The organism is Vibrio sp. F13, from assembly GCF_020806305.2.
Taxonomy (GTDB): domain Bacteria; phylum Pseudomonadota; class Gammaproteobacteria; order Enterobacterales; family Vibrionaceae; genus Vibrio; species Vibrio crassostreae_C.
In genome coordinates this window covers 24,237-48,000 of the sequence record NZ_CP170175.1, presented here as the reverse complement: position 1 = coordinate 48,000, position 23,764 = coordinate 24,237, and the positions used below count along the sequence as shown (strand labels likewise).

The following is a 23,764-nucleotide window of genomic DNA, read 5'->3' as shown; positions in this document are numbered from 1 at the left end:
GAATATTAAAAAAAGGAGGCATTGTAAGAAAATGCCTCCATGTTTTGCTATTTTATCAATCAAATCAGACAGGAACGCCTAAGAAATGAACTGTGCACAATATTATCAACGAGTACGCCGTTACTGCTAAAACTCACGATTATCGAATGCGATTGAGTACCGCAAACATATCTCCCTCTTCACCTTGCAGCGTTAACACATCGCTGTTCAGTGTATATCGAGTGCCGTGTTCACCGTTCTCATAAAGTAACACTAGTTGATCGCCTTCTGTGTAATACACCCCGCGACGAATGACTTCACCACCTTCTTCATCTGATACTCGGAACATGAATATAAAGTCCGGCTGAAGGACTAAATCCATTTTTTGAATGTTACTCGCACGTAGATCGCTTCCAGACAGTTGGGCACTTGACCAGATTCCCGCCAATGCATTTGGCAAGGCCTTAGTGAACATAACACCGTTAAGATTCAGCATGTTGTGATTACTGCTGTACGCGTAAACCTGAGGTTCTGAGGTATTCAAACCCAAAATAATCGTGTCTTCATTGGCGTTATACAAACCTTCCCAATGATCGACACTGTAGTCTTTCTTTTGGATATCGATAGTGAATGAGTAGTTTGAATCAAGAGTGAGCTTGATCGCTCTAAAGTTTTCAGTGCCTTGCTCAGGATCAGGATTCATCAAATACCAATCACCAAGCAGCAAAGGAAGGTCAAAATGAGATAGATTACTATCACTTTTTGATTGTTGGTTACTCGAAGCGACCTCGCTCCCAAAAGCCACAAAACTTAAACAAGATAAAAATAGTAGAATCCATTTCATAAGCGTCCCCTCGTTTTCTTTAAGCTTAGGCACGTAATGAATAGAAAGCGAAAAAATATGATCTAAGTCACTAAATTTTAAGTGCGAAGTAACTTAAATGTCATTATCACTCGAAAAATAATACTTAAGTTTAGTTATTTTTACAGTGTACTTCACAGCCGAAAATCAAATAACAGTGGTTCTGCAGCAAGTTAAAAAGCGAGGAAGCATGCCGTTAACATGACATTATTCGAGGCAAGAACACAGGTACAAAAAAGCGAGCCTAAGCTCGCTTTTCAAATAGTACGTCTTTAAACAATCACCTTATAACAGGTATTTTGTTTATTTCTTGATCATATCCAGCATGATAGCAACTGATTCATCAAGATAAGCATCCGGGGCTTCGTAGTCTTTTGGAATATCATCCAACGTTTTAAATGCCTCTAACTTAGCGGCTTTTTGACGTTGATTGATACGATCTAGACGAAGCGCATCCGCATCATCGCTCTCTTGCTGACGTACCTTTTCATTCAAAGAAAGGTCGTTATCGTCTTTATCTGCCTTATATTTTTCAATATCTTGCGCGATAAAGCCAAATTCCATGTCTGTCGCAATACGAGCTTGGTGTTGAGCTGTTAAAGCAGCAATTTGCTCATCGTTACGCTGTAACACTGAGTAGTTTGCTTTATCAATGCTGTCCCAAGGTAGAGCATTGTCTTCAACACTTTCACCAGTATCTGCCGGGTCTATTGGCGTTGGGTAAGCAATATCAGGTACTACACCTTTGTTTTGCGTACTGCCACCATTAATTCGGTAGAATTTCTGGATTGTGTATTGAACGTAGCCCAACTCTTTATCGAACAAATCATAGATATGATTCAAAGAACGATGTTGTTGTACCGTACCTTTACCGAAAGAGTTTTCACCTAGGATGATTGCACGACCGTAATCCTGCATCGCTGCTGCAAAGATCTCAGATGCCGAAGCACTGTAGCGATTCACCAATACCGTTAACGGACCTTGGTAACTGATTTCACCATCAGTATCGCTGTTCACTTTGACACGACCGTAGCTATCACGAACCTGAACAACAGGCCCCTCTTTGATAAATAAACCAGAGAGTTCGGTTGCTTCCGTTAGTGCACCACCGCCATTGTTTCGCAGATCAACAATAATACCTTCAACACCTTGCTCTTTAAGCTCGGTGATCAGTTTATCGGTATCTTTAGAAAGACCAACATAGAAACTAGGTACTTCGAGTACACCAATCTTCTTGCCATCTTTCTCGATAACTTCTGATTTAACAGCGCGATCTTCTAAACGAATCTTATCGCGTACAATTGTGACAACGTGACTTTTTGCATCTTTACCGTCTGGCAAGATCTGTAGCTTAACTTTAGTCCCTTTCGGTCCTTTAATTAATTGCACTACATCGTCTAAACGCCAGCCGATAACATCAACAATCTCTTCGCCATCTTGACCAACGCCAACAATACGGTCGCCATCGCTCAATTGTTTGCTATTTGAAGCAGGGCCACCAGCCACTAAAGAACGAATAACGGTGTAGTCGTCTGTCATCTGAAGTACAGCGCCAATACCTTCTAGAGATAGATTCATCTCAGATTGGAATTGTTCTGCATTTCTTGGAGAAAGGTAACTGGTGTGCGGATCAACTTCACGCGCGAATGCGTTCATGTAGATTTGGAAAGCATCTTCGTTGTGCGATTGCGTAATACGCTTCATCGCATTGTTGTAACGCTTTTCCAAAACTTCTTGAATCTCTGGCCACTCTTTACCAGTAAGTTTTAGATTCAACGCATCATATTTAACGCGTTTTCTCCAAAGCTCATTCACTTCAGCGATATCTTTTGGCCATTCCGCTTCACTACGATTGAGCTCAATACTTTCATCGGTATCAAACTTAATCTCTGTATCTAGCAAAGACAATGCATATTGAAAACGTTCAAAACGCTTCTGCATAGACAGATTATAAACATCGAATGCAATCTGGTTATTGCCCGATTTCAGCTGATCATCAATTTGTTTAGATGACGCAGAGAAAGAGTCAATATCAGCTTGAGTGAAGATATTACGATTATAATCCAGCATCTCTAAGTAACGATTAAAGATAGCTTGAGAGAAATCATCGTTGAGATTGAAGTGTTTATAGTGAGAACGAGTAAATCGAGAAGTAACACGTTTACTAGCAGTTTCGTGTTGGACCTCAGGAGCGAGTAGAGGTAAATCGTCCTGATCTAATTTGGCTTCAAGAGCCTGAGCTGAAGCTGCTAGCCAAAAGCTAGCAGCAATCAGTGTCAATTTTGAACGGCATTTCATGCGTAGGAGTATCTCCTTTAAGCGCGCAAGTGCTCCGCTTTAACAACCATTTGTAGGCCGTTTGCTAACTGAACACGCACATCTTCCTTATTGATTTCAACAATGGTCGCAGCCATGTTTCCTTTACCCATGTTCACATTTACTTCTTTGCCAGCGATGAATTCGTCAGCGTTCAAAGCGCGTGTTTCTACAGGCTTTTCTACTTTTGGTGCTTTAGGCGCTTGACGACGAGGCTGTTGAGCTTTCTTCGCCTTAGGTTTCGCTTTGCCTTCTTCACGAGCTTTTTGTGCTTGTTCTTTACGACGAGCCTGAACTTTCGCTTTGCTTTCTGCAAGTGTAGCTTTAGCGTGTTCAACGTGCTCTTCTTCTAGTGTGCCACACGCGTTGCCGTCTAGGTCAACACGTTCTGCGCCAGCTTTTACGCCGTGCAGGTAACGCCATGATGATGTGTACTGTCTTAACGCTGCACGAAGCTGAGTCTTACTTACTTTTTCGTCTTCATTTAGACGTTCAGCAAGATCTTGAAAAATACCAATTTTAAGTGGCTTCGCTTCACCTTCTAGAGTAAAGCATTTAGGGAAACATTCAGCAATATATGCGATAACTTCTTTGCTGTTTTTTAACTTTTCAGTGTTTTCCATGTGGGTTCCTGGTTTTTGCGGTTTTCCGCGAGCATTAAGAAAATATTTTTACGTATTATAGAGAGATGCTTGGGAAAAACCACAGTAAGAGAATAATTTATGCCTTGTTCGCGTGCGAATTAAGCAGCTTTTCCACTTCTGCCATGAAAAATGTCAATCCGTCCTCGTCAATTTGAGAAAAACGACCAACATTTGGGCTATCAATATCAAGAACGCCCGCGATTTTTCCGCCAATCGAGAACGGAATAACGATTTCTGAGTTACTTGCAGCGTCACAAGCGATGTGACCTTCGAACTCATGAACATCATGAATGCGCTGAACTGTATTCGTCGCAACCGCAGTTCCACACACACCACGCCCGACCGGAATTCGCACACAAGCAGGTTGACCTTGGAAAGGGCCCAGTACAAGTTCGTCTTTTTCCTTAGCTAAATCCTGCTTCATTAAATAGAAACCCGCCCAATTCAAGTCATCCAATTCCATGAATAATAATGAACTGATATTAGCAAGATTAGCAGTTAGATTGGTTTCTGATTCAATTAATGCAACGGCTTGTTTGGTTAAGCGTTGGTAATGTTCTATTTTCATATTAACTTCCAATTAAATTGAGACTTCCATTATCAAGAGAACGCAGTAGAATGCGGCCATCAAACTAAATAGGACTTATTCTCATTACAATGAACAATTCAGAAGACACTATTAGCCGTTCTTGGTTAATAACTCAAGTAAAAAAACACAAGTCCAAATTACTGTTTGCTAACATTATTGCCATATTTGCAACTCTCATTAGTGTCCCTATCCCGTTGCTCATGCCATTAATGGTTGATGAAGTATTACTCGATAAGCCCGCTTCAGGCTTAGAGATGATGAACCACCTACTTCCATCTTCATTACAAACACCGACTGGCTATATAGCACTAACTTTGTTGTTAGTGATTATCATGCGCTCCGTTAGCCAAGCGTTGAACATTCTGCAAGGGCGTCAGTTTACGCTTGTGTCCAAAACAATTACCTATCAAATGCGCAGCAAGATGATAGATAAGCTTGGTCGCATCAGTATTAGACAATACGAAACCAAAGGCAGCGGCGGTATCAACGCCCACCTAATAACAGACATAGAGACAATAGATAAGTTCATTGGCTCGACTCTTTCTAAATTTATCATCAGCTTCCTGACCGTGTTCGGTACAGCGATCGTGCTGTTGTGGCTAGAGTGGCGTTTAGGGTTGTTCATTTTACTGGTCAATCCTGTTGTGATTTATTTCTCCCGTAAACTAGGCAGCAGGGTCAAACACCTTAAGAAATACGAAAACCAATCTTTTGAGCGCTTTCAAAACCGTTTGGTGGAAACCTTAGATGGCATTTACCAACTGCGCGCGGCGAATAAAGAGCGTATCTTTCTCGATGAGCTTAAGGTTCAAGCAAACCAAGTAAGAATCGATGCCGACAAATACGCTTGGCAATCTGAAGCTGCTGGCCGTGTTTCGTTTCTACTCTTCTTATTAGGTTTCGAGCTTTTCCGTGCCGTCGCGATGCTAATGGTGTTATTCAGTGACTTAACCATTGGTCAGATTTTCGCGGTATTTGGCTACTTGTGGTTCATGTTAGGCCCAGTTCAAGAGCTACTAGGGATTCAATTCTCTTGGTATAGCGCGAAAGCGGCACTGCAACGCATCAACGATCTTCTTCAGTTAGAAGAAGAGAAGCGCCCTATCAGTAAAGTGAACCCATTTACTGAAGATCAAGAAGTGACAGTTGACATCGAAGACGTTACATTCTCTTACACATTAGAAAACACTGTTTTAAATAGGCTATCGCTGCACATCCCTGCAGGTAAAAAAGTCGCTTTGGTCGGTGCGAGTGGAGGGGGTAAATCTACGTTAATCCAGTTGCTGATTGGGGTTTACCAAGCAGACTCAGGTTGCATTCGCTATAACGGTGAAACAACCGATGACATCAGCTTTGATGTAATACGCAATCAAATTGCCGTTGTTTTACAACAACCTATACTCTTTAACGATACATTAAGGCATAATCTGACCCTTGGTGCTGAATACGACGAAATGTCGTTGTGGCGTGCGCTTGAAGTCGCTCAAATGCAAGATGTCATCAAGCAACTGAGCAATGGCTTAGATACACAAATTGGTAGGAATGGCGTTCGACTGTCTGGTGGTCAACGACAACGCTTAGCAATAGCTCGTATGGTGCTGAGCAATCCTAAGTTTGTTATTCTTGATGAAGCGACATCTGCACTCGATACAGCAACAGAGTCAGCACTGCATAAAGCGTTGAGCGAGTTTTTGAAAGATCGCACAACTTTGATAGTGGCTCATCGATTATCAGCGGTGAAACAAGCCGATCTAATCTATGTTTTAGAAGATGGACAAGTCACACAGACGGGAACACATGGTGAATTGGTTGAACAACAAGGACTCTATCAAACACTCTACGGCAGTGTGCAATCGCACGCCTGATGTTTGTGGCTCTGAGTCTTTAAGTCGGGTTGCTAACCTAACTTACGTTTCAACTTGGGAGGTCGCGTGACCTCCCCATCCGTAACCAACCCTTTATCAACAAAACACCAATGCGACAGCAGCTCAGTGCGTCTTTGCCAGGGCTGCGAACTTCCCGTAGATAAAATGGACATCCCTTTAGGGAAATCAGCTTACTGCCCAAGATGCGGAACTCAGCTTTATAGAGGCGGTACCCCTAGCCTCTCTGGAAACCTAGCAATCGCAATTACCTGCTTATTGCTGTTTATCCCATCGCACTTTTTTGAATTCATCAGTATTCGCCTGATTGGCGTCATGATACCCGCGACGTTACCATCGGGTGTTTTTACCTTAATGGGCGAAGGCTTTCCTCTACTTGGTTTGCTGATCCTGTTCTGCAGTTCGATCGCTCCGTTGCTCGTGTGCACCTCGGTACTCATCACTCATGCATCACTGCGTCTTAAGATCTTCACACCCTTTCGTTATGCATTAGCCATTATTCAGACTCTCAAACATTGGATGATGTTGGATGTGTTTCTGGTAAGTTTGGCGGTCTCATGTTTCAAACTGCAAGATTACTCTGACATTTTCGTCGGCCCTGGTTTGATTGGCCTGATTCTTCTGCAGCTTTTCAGCGTATTACTAGTAAGCCGTATCAGTGTACGTCGCTACTGGGAAGCTTGGGCAAAAGAATCCGAATACTCTTTTGCTGAGAGTAAGAACGTACACTGTCACAACTGTCACCTATCTCAGCCTGACGGTCATACTTGTGTGCGTTGTCACCATGACTTATACCACCGCAAGCCCTACTCTATACAGAAAACTTGGGCTCTGCTATTTGCCGCATCCGTGGCTATCGTGCCAGCCAATGTCATTCCTATTTCTATTCTTATTACCAACGGTCAAAGGCTAGAAGACACCATCATTTCCGGTGTCGCTTCGCTAATTAATAGCGATATGTATGGCATCGCTGCGATCATTTTCATTGCCAGTATCGTCGTGCCAGTCGCGAAAATACTGGGCCTCGCGTACATCTTAATCTGTATCAAGATGAAGCGCGCCGTTTACCACAGGCAACGTATGACCATCTATTTCATCGTGAAATGGGTGGGGAAATGGTCGGTAATGGATCTGTTCGTTATTTCGATCATGATGACCTTGGTCGACCGCGGACAAATTTTAAACTTTACACCAGGTTATGGTGCAGTCGCTTTTGGCGTCGTAGTTGTTCTCACGATGCTAGCAGCGGAAAGCTTAGATCCTAGGCTAATTTGGGATAACTACACCTCTAAAGATGAGTCAGTGAATGAACAACGATAACCAATCACAAACGTCATATTCACCAGAAGTAAGGAAAAACAAAGGCATCTCACCTTTGTGGATTCTGCCGATATTAACCGTCGCCTTAGCCGGTTGGTTGGTCATGAAATCGATACACGATGCTGGACAACGTGTGCAGATATACTTCTCAGATGCCGCAGGTTTAGTCGCAGGTCGAACAACGATTCGTTACCAAGGCTTAGAGGTGGGTATGGTGCGTGACATCACTTTATCCAAAGATCTATCGAGCATCTATGTCGATGCTGACATCTACCCAGAAGCGAAGAAGCTACTCTCAAAAGGCACACGGTTTTGGCTAGTAAAACCAACCGCTAGTTTGTCGGGTATCTCAGGATTGGACGCGCTTGTTTCAGGTAACTATATTGCTATCCACCCGAGCGAAACCAAACAAGACCCAGAAACCGTTTTCCAAGCGTTAGAATCCTCCCCTTCTGACTTACTGGCTTCTGAAGGTTTGAACATTTCACTGACGACCAAAGATCTGGGCGGCGTGTCTGTTGGCTCTCAAATCGTTTACCGTAAAATCCCAATTGGTGAGGTTTACAACTACCAGTTAAACGACAACGCGAAATCCGTTACGATTCAAGCGTCGATTAAAGATGAATACAGCCATATCATTACCGACCAAAGCCGTTTTTGGAATGTCAGTGGCTTAGGTGCCAGTATTGGCTTTTCTGGTGTTGATGTTCGCTTAGAGAGCCTAAGTGCATTGCTTGGCGGTTCAATTGCGGTCGACTCTCCAGGAGAAGGCCAACCGGTTGAGATGAATACTAAGTTCAAACTCTACCCAGATCTGAAAACAGCGGGTCGAGGTATCTCTATCAAGATTGCCGTTCCCGATGATAATAAAATCAGTGCAACAGGTGCTCCGATCATGTATCGCGGCATTGAAATCGGTCAAATCACTGATTTATCGCTAAGTGAAGGGCGTGAAAACGTCGTTGCATCTGCCGCTATCCAACCGGCATTCAGTGACTTTTTAAACAGCGGCAGTAAATTCGTTCTAGAAGAGGCTGAACTGTCGCTTACTGGCATGAAAAACATTGCCAATTTAGTGACAGGTAACTTTTTAACCTTGGTACCGGGTGAAGGTGAAAAGGCGCGTCGATTTACTGCAATCCGCAAAAATGAATTCAGTCAGGAACAAGAGAAATCCGTTGCGATTCGCTTAACGTCGAACAATTCGTTCGGGTTAGATGTCGGTACACAACTTCTCTACAAAGGCATTGCCGTTGGCTCTATCATCCATGTGGGATTAGTTGATGGTGTTGGTACGGGCTCTGATAAACACGAAGTCTTCATGGATGCACTTATCGATAATGAGTACGCGCACCTTATCAAAAGCCACAACCGTTTCTTTGTGACAGGTAGTGCGACTGCAGAGCTAACCGAATCAGGCTTGAGTGTTACGGTCCCACCAGCAAAACAGCTTCTTACCGGCTCGATTAGCTTTGTGAGTGAAGGTAAATCTGAAGCTCGAGCGGACTACCAACTTTTCCAAAGTAAGTCGTTAGCAGAAATTGCTAAGTTTAATCAGTCTGGTTCAAAGACACTTTCTTTGTTTGCCAGTGAGTTACCTTCAATTTCTAAAGGCAGTCCACTCCTCTACCGCAACCTACAAGTGGGTAGTATTTCTGATTTTCAACTTGCCGACGGTGGCGTAAGAATCAAAGTCACAATCGAAAATCGTTACACGCACTTACTCAACAAGCACACTGTTTTCTGGAACCGATCAGGCGTTGAGGTTGATGCGTCGCTATCGGGTATCAGCATTAAAGCGGCACCAGTTAAAACCCTTATCCAAGGCGGTATTGCTTTTGACTCTCTGCCGGGAATCGACAACAAACTTGGTGACGTGTGGAAGCTTTACAAAGATTCAAAATCTGCTCGAAAATTTGGCCGCGCGATTACTATCACCTCTTCTGGCGATCAAGAAGTCAACAAGGGCATGGCGATCAAATATCAAGGTGTCACTGTTGGTGAGGTTACTTTGGTGATTCCGAACTTCAACAAGGGCGGCATTGAAATTACTGCGCGTATTTTACCTGAGTACGTCGACAAGATTGCCGTGACGAACAGTCACTTCTGGTTGGCAGAACCTGAGATTGGCCTTAATGGCATCAAAAACGTCTCTGCGCTGCTCTCTAAACACATCAACGTAGACCCGGGCAAAGGTGAAAGAAACACGAAATTTGAGCTTAGCAAAGGACCTGTGCAGCCTGAAGGCAAGATATTCCAACTGCAAAGCGAAACGCGCGGCTCAGTATCTGAAGGTACACCTATCCTATTCCGTGAACTAGAAATTGGCAGTGTTATAGATGTTCAGCTGGGCGAGTTTGCTGATCGCATCATATCTACGATTCAAATAGAACCTGACTACGCGTATCTAATCCGCGCAAACACCGTGTTCTGGAACGTGTCGGGCGTCGATGTCTCTATCGGCCTGTCAGGCGCAAACATCAAAGCCGGAACGGTAGACAGCTTGTTAAGAGGTGGTATTACATTCTCAACGCCACCGACAAATGAACTTCAACCAGTAGCAAGCGAAGATCAGTCTTTCTACCTCTATCCTCAAGCCGAAGATGAGTGGAAATCATGGAGAACCGCAATTCCTCGTCCATAGAGTGAATTCCCTGACGTTTCTGGAAGATTAATTCTTCATCAAAATGCAGCCATTTGGCTGCATTTTTGTTGTTTGCTATAAATATGGTTTAGGGCGGCCTCATTTTGCTTTAAACTCCCCGCATTAATGCAATAAATCGAGATACTCTTTTGCACGCTAACGTATATATTCCTGAAGAATTCCTAACGCACATCGAAGCAATCATGCCTAGTCATCTAGATATGGCTTCTTTTGTCGCGTCATGCCAAAAACCACTTCGTAAAAGTATTCGAATCAACACATTGAAAATCAGTGTTGAAGACTTCCTAGTACGAGCAAAAGAGAAAGGCTGGGAACTGGAACCTGTACCTTGGTGTGAAACGGGCTTTTGGATTACAGTTGATGAAAGTGAAGCGCCACTAGGTAATACGGCAGAACACATGTCTGGTCTTTTCTACATCCAAGAAGCCAGCTCGATGATGCCACCTTCGGCACTTTTCCAAGGTGAAGCTGATTACCAAGCGGTGTTAGACACTGCGGCAGCACCCGGTTCTAAAACAACGCAAATCGCTGCGCTAATGAATAATCGCGGTGTATTGGTTGCCAATGAGTACGCAGCAAGCCGTGTGAAAGTCCTTCACGCTAACATAGAACGTTGTGGTGTTCGTAATGCCGCTCTAAGTAACTTTGACGGTCGAGTTTTCGGTGGTTGGTTACCAGAACAGTTTGATGCAGTGTTGCTAGACGCTCCCTGTTCTGGCGAAGGTACCATTCGTAAAGACGCCGATGCGATGAAGAACTGGACGTATCAATCTGTGGTCGATATTGCCGACACGCAAAAAGATCTGATTGAAAGTGCATTCCATGCTCTTAAACCTAATGGTGTTTTGGTTTACTCAACGTGTACGCTTAGCACCGAAGAGAACCAACAAGTGTGTCATCACTTAAAAGAAACCTTTGGTGATGCGGTTGAATTTGAATCTCTTGAATCACTATTCGACAACGCAAAAGCAACCACGACAGAGGAAGGCTTTCTACACATCTTCCCTCAAGTTTATGACTCAGAAGGTTTCTTTGTTGCACGTATCCGTAAATTAGCGTCTGTTACTCCACCAGAAGTTAAAAAACGTATGGGTAAATTCCCATTTGAAAAAGCATCAAAGAAAACTCAGCAAGAAGTCGCTGAACAACTAATGAGTACTCTCGATATCGAATTGCCAAGCGATACTCAGGTTTGGATTCGCGACAAAGACGTTTGGCTATTCCCAGAAGCGCTAGAGCCGATGATCGGTGAGTTCCGTTTTTCTCGCATGGGAATCAAGATCGCTGAAACCCATAAAAAAGGTTACCGCTGGCAGCACCAAGTAGCGACAACGCTCGCAACAGGTAATGAAGCTAATGTTGTAGAGCTTAGTATTGAAGATGCTCGTGAATGGTTCATGGGCCGCGATGTTCGCCCTGAAAACTTGTCAGGAAAAGGTGAAGTACTAGTGAAGTACAATGGTGCAATCATCGGCCTTGGTAAGTGGGTTGGCAACCGAGTGAAGAACGGTTTACCACGCGAACTCGTGCGCGATAAGAACCTTTTCTAAAAGCGTTCGCACTGAATACACCTTAATAAACAAAAAGCCCAAACAACGTTAATTGTTTGGGCTTTTTCTATTCTATCGGCCATATAAGTCAGTGTGCGAGCGCTTGTAAATCAACAGCTAATTATATAAATATCAATTCAAATCACTATTTCCAAAAAGAAAAATCGCACTTTAGAGAATCTAAACTAGACTTCAATCTAACAGTCAAAAGATTAAAACGATTAGCGTAGGCTCTTCGGAGCCCTTTCCCCTAAGCCCAAACAGGAAGGTTTGGGCTTTTTTTTGACCGAAAGGACCGCTTACTTAACTAAGCTGATACCTTCTTTGTCGATAGTGATCTTGCCAGATTTGTATAGACCACCAATTGTCTTCTTGAACGTACCTTTGCTGGTTCTGAATGCAGAGAAAATAACTTCAGGAGAAGACTTATCATTCAAAGGCAGGTAACCGCCTTTCTTCTCAAGCAGGTCAAGAACCTTAGTGCTTAAGTCATCCATCTTAGCCACACCAACCTTCTGAAGAGACAAATCAATCTTACCGTCTTCTTCACGAACGTTTTTAATGTAGCCTTTTAGTGTTTTACCAATGAACAGCTTACCGATGATGTCAGATGGGAAAATCATACCCCAGTGTTCACCGTTCACGATCGCTTTGTAACCTAACTGGCTGCGCTCAGCGATAATGAGATCGACTTGCTCATTTTGCTTATAAGTCGCAGGCGTGTTGTCTAACCATTTGTTGAACTTCGTTGTACCAACGATACGGCTCGATGCTTTATCGATATACACATATACTAAGATTGACTGACCTTCGTTTAAACGGCCACGCTGCTCGCTGAAAGGAACAAGAAGGTCTTTACCTTTCACGCCCCAGCTCATGAATGCACCAGTGCTGTTAACACCTTCAACCGTCATCAAACCAAACTGGCCTACTTGAGCTATTGGTTTTTCAGTCGTTGCAGCGATCTGGTTGTCAGAATCTATGTATAAGAAAACATCTAGCTTTTGACCAATTTCAACACCTTCAGGAGTAAATCGTTTCGGCAGCAACACGGTTCCATAGTCGCTCGCGTCAAGGAATACACCGAAGTCTGCTTGTTTTACTACTTCTAAGTTGTTTATTTGACCAATATTAATCATCAAGGTTGTCTCTACTTTAAATTTGGCGGAGATTATACGTGATCTCTGATATGCTTTCGCTAGTTTCATTCATATTTTTACATTCTAGGAGACATCGTTGATCACCGTTGATAAACAAGATGCGATAACACTTAAAATTAACCATGCCATGGCTAAGACCAAAAAGCTCGACATGGACGTTTATCTATTCATTCCCGGTGAACTTGGACTGACTCCTGAAGTGCTTTCTGAAAGTGCCTTTTTCTACAGCTCAATCACTCAAAAACGTGCCTACTATAGTGACAAAACACTTTTACCTTTGGTACACAGTCGCTTGGCAAAACGTGGACGCTTATCTACAACACAGTATCGTGTCAGTTTGAGTCTGTTTGCCTACCAATATGTTATCGCGTTAGATAAAGCAGTCAGCAGCTTAAATAAAACTGATAGTGACGACGTAACGGCTGATGAAGTAGATGAAGTCATTGAATTGGCTTTAGATATCTTGAAGAAGCTACGCCGAAGCATCCCTTACGAAGAAAATCTCAAGCGCTACTACGCTAATATCGATAACTACCTATCTTGGTATACCGAGCAAAAGTTCCTATCGCTAGTTTCACACATGCCACGAGGTAGTGAGTATTCAACGATTAAAGAACGACTCTTAACGCTTTGTGATAAAGAGACCGCGCACCGTAAACTGAACCGCTACAACTCAGCAAGAGTTCGAGAGGACGTTACCCGCTTGAGTAACAAGATGCGTTTGCTGCGTCGTTTGATTGAACACCCTATCGTGCTTAAAGAAAAGACAACGTCGATGGGTAAGAACGTTAAGCGTGCCGTGAAAGGCATCGCGACCGGTTTGGTGATGGTTGTCGTGACCACTACTGTGATCTTGGCTCGTGACTTTCTTGGTGAGATTACCGCCTCTTTCATCGTGGCAATGTCTTTCATTTACGCACTGCGTGAGATCTTTAAAGATGACTTGAGAGACATCCTTTGGCGCTGGCTGCGTAAAGGCAAGCCAAAATGGAAGCGTCGTTACTATGATCCAACGACCAACAAGTCAGTAGGCCATAAACTGGAATGGTTGGACTACGCAAATTTTTCTAAGCTTGCAGATCGCATTCAGTCGATCCGTAAAAAGCGTGTGGTACAACGTGAAGAGCAAATCTTGCATTACCGCTCTCATACTGAGATGTCGACATCGACCTTTATGAGTGGTTATGAGGAGACTCGTGAAACGTTATCGATCAGCCTCAGAGCGCTGACACGGTTGATGGATAAAGGCTCAAACAAGATCTACCGCTTGAATGAAGGACAAGTGAGCCGCGAATCAGTAGAAAAGCGTCATCTTCTCAACCTGATCATTAAAGAGAACAACCATGATAACGAACCAACCTACTACCGTTGGAAGATCGTTATGAACCGTTCAAAAATAGTTGATATTGAGCAGATCACTCAAGAGTCATAGAGCCCTTATAAAGTTCTCTATAACGGTATGTGGAAACCATTCACATACCGTTGTTTTATCTCTTCAACGTTACCCATGACTTCTAAACCAAAATCTATTATTTAATCGCTATTTTCTTGAAGGGACTTTCTTAATTGAAAGCGTAAGCGTGAACTCCGCCATCGGCTCGTCACCATGTAAAGATGGGCAAGTCGCGATAATGGTTACGGGTTGATTGACCCGTTCTCCGGTCGACATGGTTTCTGCCAGCATAGTGTTGATCAGCTCACCGTCGTTACAAGTGAAATGCACATCACCTTCAGGGCGCTTCAAAAAGTTACCCGTCACCTCTTTAAAAGCCAACGAGATCTTTTCACCTTGCTGCTGAGATTTGCTCATCGCAAGAAACCCACCCGCGACATCCGCACCTACAGCCAAAACGCCAAAGTACATACTGTTAAGGTGATTCTTAGTACGCCTTCTAAGCGGGATTTTCACTTCAACATGTTGGTTGTCCAACGCGAGTAGTTTTGGTCGGCACAACCAGATAAGTGGGACTTTGAAAAAGCCAAACATGCTTAAGTAGAAATTTGCTTTTTGTAGAGGGGTCAACATTCGGATTACCTAGTCAAATCAGTCATCAGACCAGTTAATCGATTAGCGATAGAGATGTCAAAAAAATGTTACAAAAAAGAGATATCATCGCATAATGATATCTCTTTCATTCTCAAAGCTTTAGCGCTTCAAATAAACGGATAGAGCCAGTTGACTTACTAAGACAACAAACCGATTTATGCAGTCACGACCGTTTCTACGCCTTCAAGATCAGCTATGTAACCTTGTAGACGTGGGTAATCCACTAAGCCTTGAGTTACTAGCAGCACTGGCTTCTTCGCGTTCAGGGTTGCTTTAACAATCATATCCAACAAAGTAATGACCGCCTCATTTTGTGGATCAAAAGCGTGTTGCTGAGCTTCATTGTGTTTGTCTACGCCTAAAGTGAAAGACGCTAAGCTATCAACGTTTACCACTACACCATCGAAGTAATGCAGTAAACGTTCGCTCAGTAGCACTGCAGACGGCACATCGCACGAGAACAGTACTTTCAAACCGTTAAGGCCGCGTGGTAGCCCTTGCTCGGCAAGCAGGTCAATAATCTTAGCGGCATCGCTTAACGCACGAACGTAAGGCACAACTACTTCAACGTTGATGCCCTGCTCACGTAATGCCTTAATAACCTGACATTCTAAAGCGAAAGCCTTGCTGTATTCTGGTGTCGCGTAACGAGCAACGCCACGAACACCTAGTGCAGGGTTAATCTCTTCTGCTTCACAGTTCCCGCCAAGCAGCGAACGGAATCCATAGCTGTCTGCACTGCTTAATGCGATACGAACAGAAGTGTGATTTGGCTGAACGGCAGCTTGAATGGCAATCACTAAGGTCGAAACAAAATGCTCATCGACTGTTTTATCGCCAAGGATCGCTTCTAAAGACGTTTTTTCAATATCAGTCAAAGTATCTAAGTGACTCTCGATACTTGGGTGGTAGAAGACACGATCCATCACTAATTCTGATAATGAAACGTATAAGTGGTTAGAATTATTATTATCGTTGTAAGAAGGCAGCACATCACCTAAGACGAGTTCTGGGTGCAAAGTGCTTTGATTTTCTTGAGTCATTGCTGCTCCAGCATTTTTATGTTGTGTTCAAACGAAAATACCGATAGCTGCCTGTTAATACAAGTGAAAATCCCTTATTTGACGCTGGCCTGCTGATAAAAATAAGAATATTAGCAATAACTGAGATAACTTTGACTCAATAGAGTTTATTCCTCTGTTCAATTCCGTTATCTTAACCACTTCGCAATAGAATAAAAAAGCTATCACATGCCATTAAAAACTGATGAGTTGAGAACCCAAGCTCTGGGTCCTATGCCAACTCCTGCCGAACTAGGCAATGCACACCCTATTACTGACGACGTTGCTGAGCGCATTAAAAATTCTCGCCGCCAAATCGAAGATATCCTAACTGGTCGTGATAACCGCCTATTAGTTATCGTAGGCCCTTGCTCTGTTCACGATACAGATGCGGCACTTGATTACGCTGAGCGCCTAAGCAAAATTCAAGACCAGTACAAAGATGAACTGTTCGTTGTAATGAGAACCTACTTCGAGAAGCCTCGTACTGTTGTAGGTTGGAAGGGTTTGATTACAGATCCTAACCTTGATGGTTCATACGCACTTGAAACAGGCTTGAACAAAGCTCGTAAGCTTCTGCTAGATATCAACAAGCTTGGCCTAGCTACCGCGACTGAATTCCTTGATATGATCACAGGTCAGTACATTGCAGACCTTATCACTTGGGGTGCGATTGGCGCTCGTACAACTGAATCTCAGATTCACCGTGAAATGGCTTCTGCACTGTCTTGCCCTGTTGGCTTCAAGAACGCGACCAACGGCAACATCAAGATTGCTATCGATGCAATTCGTGCAGCACATGCTTCACACTACTTCTACTCTCCAGATAAGAACGGCCGCATGACGGTTTACCGTACTTCTGGCAACCCATACGGTCACGTTATTCTACGTGGTGGTGATAAAGGCCCTAACTTCGACGCTGAATCTGTAGATACTGCATGTAAGCAACTGGCTGAATTCGATCTACCTCAACGTTTGGTTGTAGACTTTAGCCACGCTAACTGTCAGAAGCAACACCGTAAGCAGTTAGAAGTTGCACAAGACATTTGTGAGCAAATTAAATCTAACAAGAACCAAATTGCAGGCATTATGGCAGAGAGCTTCATTATTGAAGGCAACCAGCCAATGACAGACATTAACAACCTAGAATATGGCAAGTCGATTACTGACCCATGCCTAAGCTGGGAAGATACTGCAACAATGCTAGACATGCTTGCAACAGCAATTAAAGATAGAAACTTAGCTTAAGGAAACAACACAATGCCATCATTTGACATTATCTCTGAAGTAGAAGCAGTAGAACTGCGTAACGCAGTAGACAACGCAAACCGTGAACTATCGACTCGTTTCGATTTCCGCGGCGTTGACGCAAGCTTTGATTACAAAGATGAATCAGTAAAATTGACTGCTCAAGACGATTTTCAACTGAAGCAAATGCGCGATATCCTTCGCAGCAACCTAACGAAGCGTAATGTTGATCCTAACGCGATGGAAGCGAAAGCGGCAGACCAAACAGGTCGCACTTGGCACCAAACGGTTATCTTTAAGCAAGGCATTGAAACTGATGTCGCTAAGAAGATCGTTAAGCTAATCAAAGACAACAAAGTTAAAGTTCAAGCTTCTATCCAAGGCGACAAAGTTCGTGTTACTGGTAAGAAGCGTGATGACCTACAAGCTGTTATGGCTCTAGTTCGCGGCGGTGAACTTGGTCAACCTTTCCAGTTTGACAACTTCCGCGACTAATTTTTGAGTTTGAGTGACCGCCTATTTGGGTTGCTCATTCATCAGCACAATGTCGTGTTTGAAATAGCAAAAAGCCACTTCTTTTGAAGTGGCTTTTTATTTATCTGGTCCAGCTTTAGTTTTATTCCGAGCCTCTAGCCGATTTCAAACAACCAGAAAGCTCTCATTTCAACTAGAAGCAATTACCTCAACTGAGTACTTGGGCTGCTGACAATTTTAGGTCTTTGCCGACCAACAGATTAAACTCTACGCTTGCTGGTGGAATAAACACACACACTCGTAATTTCTCTGCTCTTGCTTGCTCAAGCTTTGTTGATAGCTCTCCGCTGTTGGCGTAGCTCTCTCTTTCTGCATCTCGGCGGCACAGGTCGATAAATTCAAATGGACAATCGCTCGGTGAAAGTACGAGCTCTGCCTCCTGCATCAAACGTAAAGCCTTCATAGACAACAGCTCGACATCTTGCTCGAATTCAATCCAAGTGACCTGCCCTTCGCTATCAATGCCTTCGGTTAGCGCTTGCTGGTAGTAAGACTCTAACTGCTCTCTGTCATTCACCTGCTCGATAAAGCTGGATGACAAGAAACGCTCCCAAAATTTACGACGCTCGTCGACGGTTGGGAATGACTCTTTGATTGAATTGCGTTTTGATGCACCGAAGTCTGCTATCAAACCTATGTTTTGTGGCAATACCGTTTCGAGTTTTTCTCTGATATTTCTTACTAAAACAGGTGATGCCCCGCCACTAGAGATGGCAATTTGGATTCTGCCGCGATTTATCATCGAAGGTGTGATGAAGTCGCAGTAAGGAAGATCGTCAACCACATTGACTAAAATGCCCAGTTTTTTCGCATCATTATACACTTGGTGATTCAAGCTTGGGTTGTCTGTTGTGGCCCAAACCTGCAAGTAATTTTTCGATATGATCTGTGACGAGTAAAAGTTTTGAACCCAGTGAAGCTTGTTCTCGTCCACAAGCTGCTTTAAGTAAGGCGCTACCTTGGGAGACACCAAAGTCACATCCGCTCCCGCTCGTAGTAAGCTATCGACTTTACGGCAAGCAACCTCACCCCCACCAACCACTAAGATTGGCTTATTTTCTACATCCAAAAACATTGGGAAATAACGCATGTTCTTCCTTGAGACTACTTCAATAACTATTCAGCCATGCTACCAAATTTGGAGCATATTCATAACTATCGAAGTGTAATAAAAATATTTATTGACCAAATTTCAACATTTCTTAAGTTTAATATTTCATCATTGTGATGTTTATTCAGAATATTTATCTAGTCGATTATCAATATAAAAATCTAAATCTCGTTGCACCAACAGTGTGAACCGTTGCACTATTTACATTCACTTAACATTTGGTCATTCTAATTGTGTTCGGATTTGTGATTTCATTCAAAATTCTTTTTAAATTATACATTTGTGAAACTACGGATCCTTTCCTAACCTTATAAACAGTTGTTTAAATCGCACACAGTTTCATTTGCAAAATGCAACTCGTTTAATTTGAACAACAAGGTCATAGAAAACGCAACACATAAGAGAAACTCAAACGAGCACGAGTATCAGGTGTCACCTGGTTAACAAGGAAGGATACAAATGACAAATAAACTAACACTTCTTGCTTCAGTAGTAGCTGCATCAACTGCGATGATGGCAACATCGGCATCAGCGGCAGAAAGCACTCTGGACAAAGTCACATCTCAAGGTTTTCTAACTTGTGGTGTAAGTACCGGTCTTCCAGGGTTCTCTAACCCTAACTCAAAAGGTGAATGGGAAGGAATTGATGTTGAGTATTGTCAAGCTCTTGCAGCGGCTGTACTCGGTGACAAGACTAAAGTTAAGTATGTACCTCTAACAGCAAAAGAGCGTTTTACTGCGCTTCAATCTGGCGAAATCGACGTACTATCTCGTAACACAACATGGACATTACATCGTGACACTGCTCTAGGTCTGAACTTCGTAGGCGTTAACTACTACGATGGTCAAGGCTTCATGGTTAAGAAAGAACTTGGCCTAACAAGTGCTCAAGAGCTTGATGGCGCTTCTGTATGTGTTCAATCAGGTACAACAACTGAACTTAACCTAGCCGATTACTTCCGTAACAGTGGCATGTCTTACAAGCCAGTGGTATTCGATACGGCAGCACAAACATCGAAAGGTTTCGACGCAGGTCGTTGTGACGTACTAACAACTGACCAATCTGGTCTATACGCACTTCGCCTAAACCTAGCTGATCCTAAATCTGCAGAAGTACTTCCTGAAATCATCTCTAAAGAGCCTCTAGGCCCTGTTGTTCGTCAAGATGATGATCAATGGTTTAACGTTGCTAAGTGGACACTTTCAGCAATGATTAACGCGGAAGAATACGGCATCTCTTCTAAAAATGCAGACGAAATGCTTAAGTCAAAAGATCCAAACATCAAACGTATTCTTGGTGTAGACGGTCCTAAAGGTAAAGGCCTTGGCATTCGCGACGACTGGGGTTACCAAGTAATTAAGCAAGTTGGTAACTACGGTGAGAGTTTTGAACGTACTGTTGGTACAGGTTCTCCACTTCAAATCTCTCGTGGTGTAAATGCATTATGGAATGCGGGCGGCTTTATGTACGCTCCACCAATCCGTTAATAAATTTTCAAGCATCAATTAGGGCGGAGTTTTCCGCCCTATTTATTAAATGGATTTGAGGTTATAGTAGTATGAAACCTAATGAAACTATTTCTCCAGCTCAGGCAAAGCCACAGCCCAAAAGTGCCAACTTATTTTACAACCCCACTTTTCGCTCCATCATTTTCCAAATTATCGCCGTCGGGGCGCTTTGTGCTTTCTTTTACACGATTGTAAATAATGCACTCACAAACTTAGATTCCCGTGGTATCACCACTGGTTTTGATTTTCTCTCCCAAGAAGCTGGTTTTGGTATCGGCTTAACACTGATTGAATACGACGAGACCTTCTCATACGGTCGTACATTCTTTATCGGTCTTCTCAATACCGCTTTGGTTTCAGTACTCGGCATCATGCTAGCGACAGTGCTGGGCTTTAGTATGGGTATCGCTAGGCTCTCTTCAAACTGGCTAGTTAGCCGATTTGCAGCTGTCTACATTGAGATATTCCGAAATATCCCTCTGCTATTACAAATCTTTTTCTGGTATTTCGCCGTTCTACAAGCCTTGCCTTCTGCTCGTCAAAGTATGAGTCTAGGTGAAGCAATTTTCTTGAACGTACGCGGGTTGTACTTCCCTGCTCCAGTCTTTGAGCAAGGCAGTAGCATTGTCATCGCATCATTGATTGTCGGTATTATCGCTACGTTTATTATCAACATCTGGGCTAAGAACAGACAGAAACTGACCGGCCAACAAACACCGATGTTGCGAATTGCAGCTGCGTTGATTTTAGGCTTACCGTTGATAACTTACTTTGTTATGGGCATGCCTATCTCTGCAGATTACCCTGTGTTGAAAGGGTTTAACTTCAAGGGTGGTGTTACGATAATCCCTGAGCTTGCTGCATTGATGCTCGCTTTAAGTATCTATACAGCAGCGTTCATTGCTGAGATTGTTCGTTCAGGTATTAACGCGGTAAACCATGGGCAAACTGAGGCTGCGATGTCTCTAGGCATCCCACGTTCTAGAACTCTAAAGCTTGTCATTATTCCACAAGCATTAAGAATCATTATCCCACCACTAACCAGTCAGTATCTAAACCTGACCAAAAACTCATCACTTGCGATGGCCATTGGTTATCCTGATCTTGTCTCTGTATTTGCAGGAACAACACTTAACCAAACTGGACAAGCTATCGAAGTAATCGCGATGACAATGGGCGTCTACCTAACCTTGAGCCTATTAACGTCCGCTCTAATGAACATATACAACCGCAAAGTAGCGTTGGTGGAGAGATAAGATGAGTACACATCAATTTCAACCTGATCTTCCGCCTCCAGCGAATACCGTTGGGCCAGTCGGTTGGTTAAGAAAAAATCTATTTAATGGACCTATTAACAGCGTCGTCACTGTGATTCTTGCTTACTTTGCTTTCACCCTATTATGGGCAATAGCGGATTGGGCATTCATCAGTGCCGACTGGATAGGAACCACACGCGATGCCTGTACTAGCGAAGGCGCTTGTTGGGTTTTTATCAGCGTTCGTTGGGACCAATTCATGTATGGCTTCTACCCAGAAGCTGAACTGTGGCGACCTCGCCTCTTCTACGCAACGTTGGCCATTTTTGTAGCCTTACTGGCTTATGAAAAAACACCTAAACGTACGTGGATTTGGTTGTTCTTCGTCAACATCTACCCATTTATCATTGCCGGCTTGCTATACGGTGGCGTCTTTGGGTTAGAAGTTGTTGATACCCATAAATGGGGCGGCCTATTGGTTACACTGGTCATCGCACTTGTTGGTATTGTAGTGTCACTCCCTATTGGTGTTGCACTTGCTCTTGGGCGTCGCTCAGAGATGCCGATCATTCGCAGTATGTGTACCGTATACATCGAAATTTGGCGTGGCGTACCGCTCATTACAGTTCTATTCATGGCTTCAGTAATGCTGCCACTCTTTTTATCAGAAGGGACAGAAACCGATAAGCTCATTCGAGCACTTGTAGGGGTAGTTCTATTCAGTGCAGCCTACATGGCCGAAGTAATTCGAGGTGGTCTACAAGCAATACCAAAAGGCCAATACGAAGCAGCTGATGCTCTGGGGTTAAGCTACTGGAAAAAGACTGGGCTTATCATTCTACCTCAAGCTCTTAAAATCACGATTCCTTCAATTGTGAACACCTTCATTGGTTTGTTTAAAGATACCAGTCTTGTTTTGATTATTGGTATGTTTGATGTACTAGGAATTGGCCAAGCCGCGAATACCGACCCTGAATGGCTTGGGTATTCAACAGAAAGTTATGTATTTGTCGCGTTAGTGTTCTGGGTGTTTTGTTTTGGCATGTCGAGATATTCGATATGGCTAGAAAACAGACTTCACACAGGTCACAAACGATAATTAACAAGATCAAGGACGTATTATGACGCAGCAGACAGAAAACAACTCTCAAGGTCTTATGATCGAGTTGAAAGACATGAACAAGTGGTACGGTGAATTCCACGTACTTAAGAACATCAATTTAGAAGTTAAAAAAGGCGAGAAAATCGTTATCTGTGGCCCTTCAGGCTCTGGTAAATCAACGATGATCCGCTGCATCAACCGATTAGAAGAGCACCAAAAAGGTCATATCTTCGTTTCAGGTAATGAATTAACGGAAGACCTAAAGAACATCGAAGCCGTGCGTAGAGATGTCGGCATGTGTTTCCAACACTTCAATCTGTTTCCACATCTGACGGTATTAGAGAACTGTACTCTGGCTCCAATCTGGGTCAAAAAGATGCCAAAAGAAGAAGCCGAAGCGATTGCAATGAAGTACCTAGAGCGCGTAAAAATCCCTGAGCAAGCGGACAAGTTCCCAGGTCAGCTTTCAGGTGGTCAACAGCAGCGTGTAGCTATCGCTCGCTCTTTGTGTATGAACCCTCAAGTGATGCTGTTTGATGAGCCAACGTCGGCGCTCGATCCAGAAATGGTTCGTGAGGTGTTAGACGTAATGGTTGAGCTTGCAGAAGAAGGCATGACGATGCTTTGTGTAACGCACGAGATGGGCTTTGCTAAAGAGGTCGCGGATCGCGTTATCTTCATGGATGCCGGTGAAATCATAGAAGAGAACAACCCTGTCGATTTCTTTGAAAACCCACAATCAGACAGAACGCAGAACTTCTTAAGCCAAATCTTACACCACTAATGTGTTATGATGCATAAACTACAGAGGCGGCTTAGGTCGCCTCTTTGTTTTCAGTGTTATAATTAGTTTTTCAAGATTATAAACAGCGATTCAGTGCGATTAAAATTGAACAACGAACCTTAACTGCACTTTAAGAAATACTTT

Annotated in this window: 19 protein-coding genes; 11 read left to right on the top strand and 8 right to left on the bottom strand. The window is 43.3% G+C overall.

The window, feature by feature from the left end; all coding sequences use genetic code 11:
• Nucleotides 1–139: 139 nt before the first annotated feature.
• From LMH68_RS00130 to LMH68_RS00115, 4 genes are all read right to left on the bottom strand, one after another.
• Entirely contained in the window at nt 140–823 is a 684-nt protein-coding gene (locus LMH68_RS00130) for a hypothetical protein (RefSeq protein ID WP_017068918.1), read from the bottom strand.
• A 321-nt stretch (nt 824–1,144) separates the two neighbouring features.
• Nucleotides 1,145–3,139 carry a carboxy terminal-processing peptidase gene (gene prc, locus LMH68_RS00125; RefSeq protein ID WP_102394019.1) on the bottom strand — a complete coding sequence of 665 codons (1,995 nt, stop codon included), beginning with the start codon at nt 3,137–3,139 and terminating at the stop codon, nt 1,145–1,147.
• 17 nt (nt 3,140–3,156) lie between these two features.
• Complete coding sequence (proQ, locus tag LMH68_RS00120) at nt 3,157–3,780, bottom strand: RNA chaperone ProQ (protein ID WP_017057223.1); 624 nt, start codon at nt 3,778–3,780, stop codon at nt 3,157–3,159.
• A gap of 97 nt (nt 3,781–3,877) precedes the next feature.
• Nucleotides 3,878–4,369: a GAF domain-containing protein gene (locus LMH68_RS00115; RefSeq protein ID WP_413755320.1), complete on the bottom strand. Its 492-nt coding sequence runs from the start codon at nt 4,367–4,369 to the stop codon at nt 3,878–3,880.
• Nucleotides 4,370–4,458: 89 nt separating this feature from the next.
• Between LMH68_RS00115 and LMH68_RS00110 the strand changes: the two genes are divergently transcribed.
• The 4 genes from LMH68_RS00110 to rsmF all read left to right on the top strand — a co-directional run bounded on the left by LMH68_RS00110 (nt 4,459) and on the right by rsmF (nt 11,808).
• Nucleotides 4,459–6,255 (top strand): ABC transporter ATP-binding protein, encoded by a 1,797-nt coding sequence (locus tag LMH68_RS00110; RefSeq protein WP_017059690.1) that lies wholly within the window; start codon nt 4,459–4,461, stop codon nt 6,253–6,255.
• Nucleotides 6,256–6,309: 54 nt separating this feature from the next.
• A complete protein-coding gene (locus tag LMH68_RS00105; RefSeq protein ID WP_102321147.1) occupies nt 6,310–7,593 on the top strand; it encodes a paraquat-inducible protein A in 1,284 nt (427 codons plus the stop codon).
• A complete protein-coding gene (locus LMH68_RS00100; protein WP_229647992.1) occupies nt 7,580–10,237 on the top strand; it encodes an MlaD family protein in 2,658 nt (885 codons plus the stop codon). Before LMH68_RS00105 ends, LMH68_RS00100 begins: the two co-directional genes overlap by 14 nt.
• A gap of 149 nt (nt 10,238–10,386) precedes the next feature.
• Complete coding sequence (rsmF, locus tag LMH68_RS00095) at nt 10,387–11,808, top strand: 16S rRNA (cytosine(1407)-C(5))-methyltransferase RsmF (protein WP_069597288.1); 1,422 nt, start codon at nt 10,387–10,389, stop codon at nt 11,806–11,808.
• A gap of 299 nt (nt 11,809–12,107) precedes the next feature.
• Here the strand turns inward: rsmF and LMH68_RS00090 are convergent, their stop codons facing one another.
• Nucleotides 12,108–13,016, bottom strand: a complete 909-nt coding sequence (locus LMH68_RS00090; protein WP_017059694.1) for a S1 RNA-binding domain-containing protein — start codon at nt 13,014–13,016, stop codon at nt 12,108–12,110.
• A 28-nt stretch (nt 13,017–13,044) separates the two neighbouring features.
• On the opposite strand from LMH68_RS00090, the gene LMH68_RS00085 reads away from it, so the two are divergent.
• The gene (locus tag LMH68_RS00085) at nt 13,045–14,400 is read left to right on the top strand and encodes a hypothetical protein (RefSeq protein ID WP_017063834.1); all 1,356 of its coding nucleotides are present in this window, start codon (nt 13,045–13,047) and stop codon (nt 14,398–14,400) included.
• A gap of 108 nt (nt 14,401–14,508) precedes the next feature.
• On the opposite strand, the gene LMH68_RS00080 is transcribed toward LMH68_RS00085, so the two are convergent.
• Together LMH68_RS00080 and LMH68_RS00075 are read right to left on the bottom strand one after the other, a co-directional pair.
• Nucleotides 14,509–14,994 (bottom strand): PaaI family thioesterase, encoded by a 486-nt coding sequence (locus LMH68_RS00080; RefSeq protein ID WP_017059696.1) that lies wholly within the window; start codon nt 14,992–14,994, stop codon nt 14,509–14,511.
• Nucleotides 14,995–15,170: 176 nt separating this feature from the next.
• Nucleotides 15,171–16,058: a putative PEP-binding protein gene (locus tag LMH68_RS00075; protein ID WP_017059697.1), complete on the bottom strand. Its 888-nt coding sequence runs from the start codon at nt 16,056–16,058 to the stop codon at nt 15,171–15,173.
• A 207-nt stretch (nt 16,059–16,265) separates the two neighbouring features.
• Between LMH68_RS00075 and LMH68_RS00070 the strand changes: the two genes are divergently transcribed.
• Both LMH68_RS00070 and LMH68_RS00065 read left to right on the top strand, forming a co-directional pair.
• Nucleotides 16,266–17,324 carry a 3-deoxy-7-phosphoheptulonate synthase gene (locus LMH68_RS00070; protein WP_017059698.1) on the top strand — a complete coding sequence of 353 codons (1,059 nt, stop codon included), beginning with the start codon at nt 16,266–16,268 and terminating at the stop codon, nt 17,322–17,324.
• A gap of 12 nt (nt 17,325–17,336) precedes the next feature.
• The gene (locus LMH68_RS00065; RefSeq protein WP_017063832.1) at nt 17,337–17,819 is read left to right on the top strand and encodes a YajQ family cyclic di-GMP-binding protein; all 483 of its coding nucleotides are present in this window, start codon (nt 17,337–17,339) and stop codon (nt 17,817–17,819) included.
• Between the two features lie 187 nt (nt 17,820–18,006).
• Here LMH68_RS00065 and LMH68_RS00060 read toward each other — a convergent pair whose 3' ends face one another.
• Nucleotides 18,007–18,948 (bottom strand): bifunctional precorrin-2 dehydrogenase/sirohydrochlorin ferrochelatase, encoded by a 942-nt coding sequence (locus tag LMH68_RS00060; protein ID WP_017059700.1) that lies wholly within the window; start codon nt 18,946–18,948, stop codon nt 18,007–18,009.
• Between the two features lie 480 nt (nt 18,949–19,428).
• On the opposite strand from LMH68_RS00060, the gene LMH68_RS00055 reads away from it, so the two are divergent.
• The 4 genes from LMH68_RS00055 (at nt 19,429) to LMH68_RS00040 (ending at nt 23,620) form a co-directional block, all read left to right on the top strand.
• Nucleotides 19,429–20,457 (top strand): amino acid ABC transporter substrate-binding protein, encoded by a 1,029-nt coding sequence (locus LMH68_RS00055; RefSeq protein WP_017059701.1) that lies wholly within the window; start codon nt 19,429–19,431, stop codon nt 20,455–20,457.
• A 71-nt stretch (nt 20,458–20,528) separates the two neighbouring features.
• Entirely contained in the window at nt 20,529–21,734 is a 1,206-nt protein-coding gene (locus tag LMH68_RS00050; protein WP_017066316.1) for an amino acid ABC transporter permease, read from the top strand.
• A gap of 1 nt (nt 21,735) precedes the next feature.
• Nucleotides 21,736–22,833 carry an amino acid ABC transporter permease gene (locus LMH68_RS00045; protein ID WP_017059703.1) on the top strand — a complete coding sequence of 366 codons (1,098 nt, stop codon included), beginning with the start codon at nt 21,736–21,738 and terminating at the stop codon, nt 22,831–22,833.
• A 22-nt stretch (nt 22,834–22,855) separates the two neighbouring features.
• Nucleotides 22,856–23,620, top strand: coding sequence for an amino acid ABC transporter ATP-binding protein (locus tag LMH68_RS00040; RefSeq protein WP_017059704.1), 765 nt, complete (start codon nt 22,856–22,858; stop codon nt 23,618–23,620).
• Nucleotides 23,621–23,764 lie beyond the last annotated feature (144 nt).

Coding starts and splice junctions, on each gene's coding strand:
- LMH68_RS00065 (WP_017063832.1), top strand. CDS start 17,337: ATGCCATCATTTGACATTATCTCTGAAGTAGAAGCAGTAGAACTGCGT.
- LMH68_RS00045 (WP_017059703.1), top strand. CDS start 21,736: ATGAGTACACATCAATTTCAACCTGATCTTCCGCCTCCAGCGAATACC.
- LMH68_RS00130 (WP_017068918.1), bottom strand. CDS start 823: ATGAAATGGATTCTACTATTTTTATCTTGTTTAAGTTTTGTGGCTTTT.
- LMH68_RS00050 (WP_017066316.1), top strand. CDS start 20,529: ATGAAACCTAATGAAACTATTTCTCCAGCTCAGGCAAAGCCACAGCCC.
- LMH68_RS00075 (WP_017059697.1), bottom strand. CDS start 16,058: ATGACTCAAGAAAATCAAAGCACTTTGCACCCAGAACTCGTCTTAGGT.
- LMH68_RS00055 (WP_017059701.1), top strand. CDS start 19,429: ATGACAAATAAACTAACACTTCTTGCTTCAGTAGTAGCTGCATCAACT.
- proQ (WP_017057223.1), bottom strand. CDS start 3,780: ATGGAAAACACTGAAAAGTTAAAAAACAGCAAAGAAGTTATCGCATAT.
- LMH68_RS00040 (WP_017059704.1), top strand. CDS start 22,856: ATGACGCAGCAGACAGAAAACAACTCTCAAGGTCTTATGATCGAGTTG.
- LMH68_RS00110 (WP_017059690.1), top strand. CDS start 4,459: ATGAACAATTCAGAAGACACTATTAGCCGTTCTTGGTTAATAACTCAA.
- LMH68_RS00115 (WP_413755320.1), bottom strand. CDS start 4,369: ATGAAAATAGAACATTACCAACGCTTAACCAAACAAGCCGTTGCATTA.
- prc (WP_102394019.1), bottom strand. CDS start 3,139: ATGAAATGCCGTTCAAAATTGACACTGATTGCTGCTAGCTTTTGGCTA.
- LMH68_RS00070 (WP_017059698.1), top strand. CDS start 16,266: ATGCCATTAAAAACTGATGAGTTGAGAACCCAAGCTCTGGGTCCTATG.
- LMH68_RS00100 (WP_229647992.1), top strand. CDS start 7,580: ATGAACAACGATAACCAATCACAAACGTCATATTCACCAGAAGTAAGG.
- LMH68_RS00090 (WP_017059694.1), bottom strand. CDS start 13,016: ATGAAACTAGCGAAAGCATATCAGAGATCACGTATAATCTCCGCCAAA.
- LMH68_RS00080 (WP_017059696.1), bottom strand. CDS start 14,994: ATGTTGACCCCTCTACAAAAAGCAAATTTCTACTTAAGCATGTTTGGC.
- LMH68_RS00060 (WP_017059700.1), bottom strand. CDS start 18,948: ATGCGTTATTTCCCAATGTTTTTGGATGTAGAAAATAAGCCAATCTTA.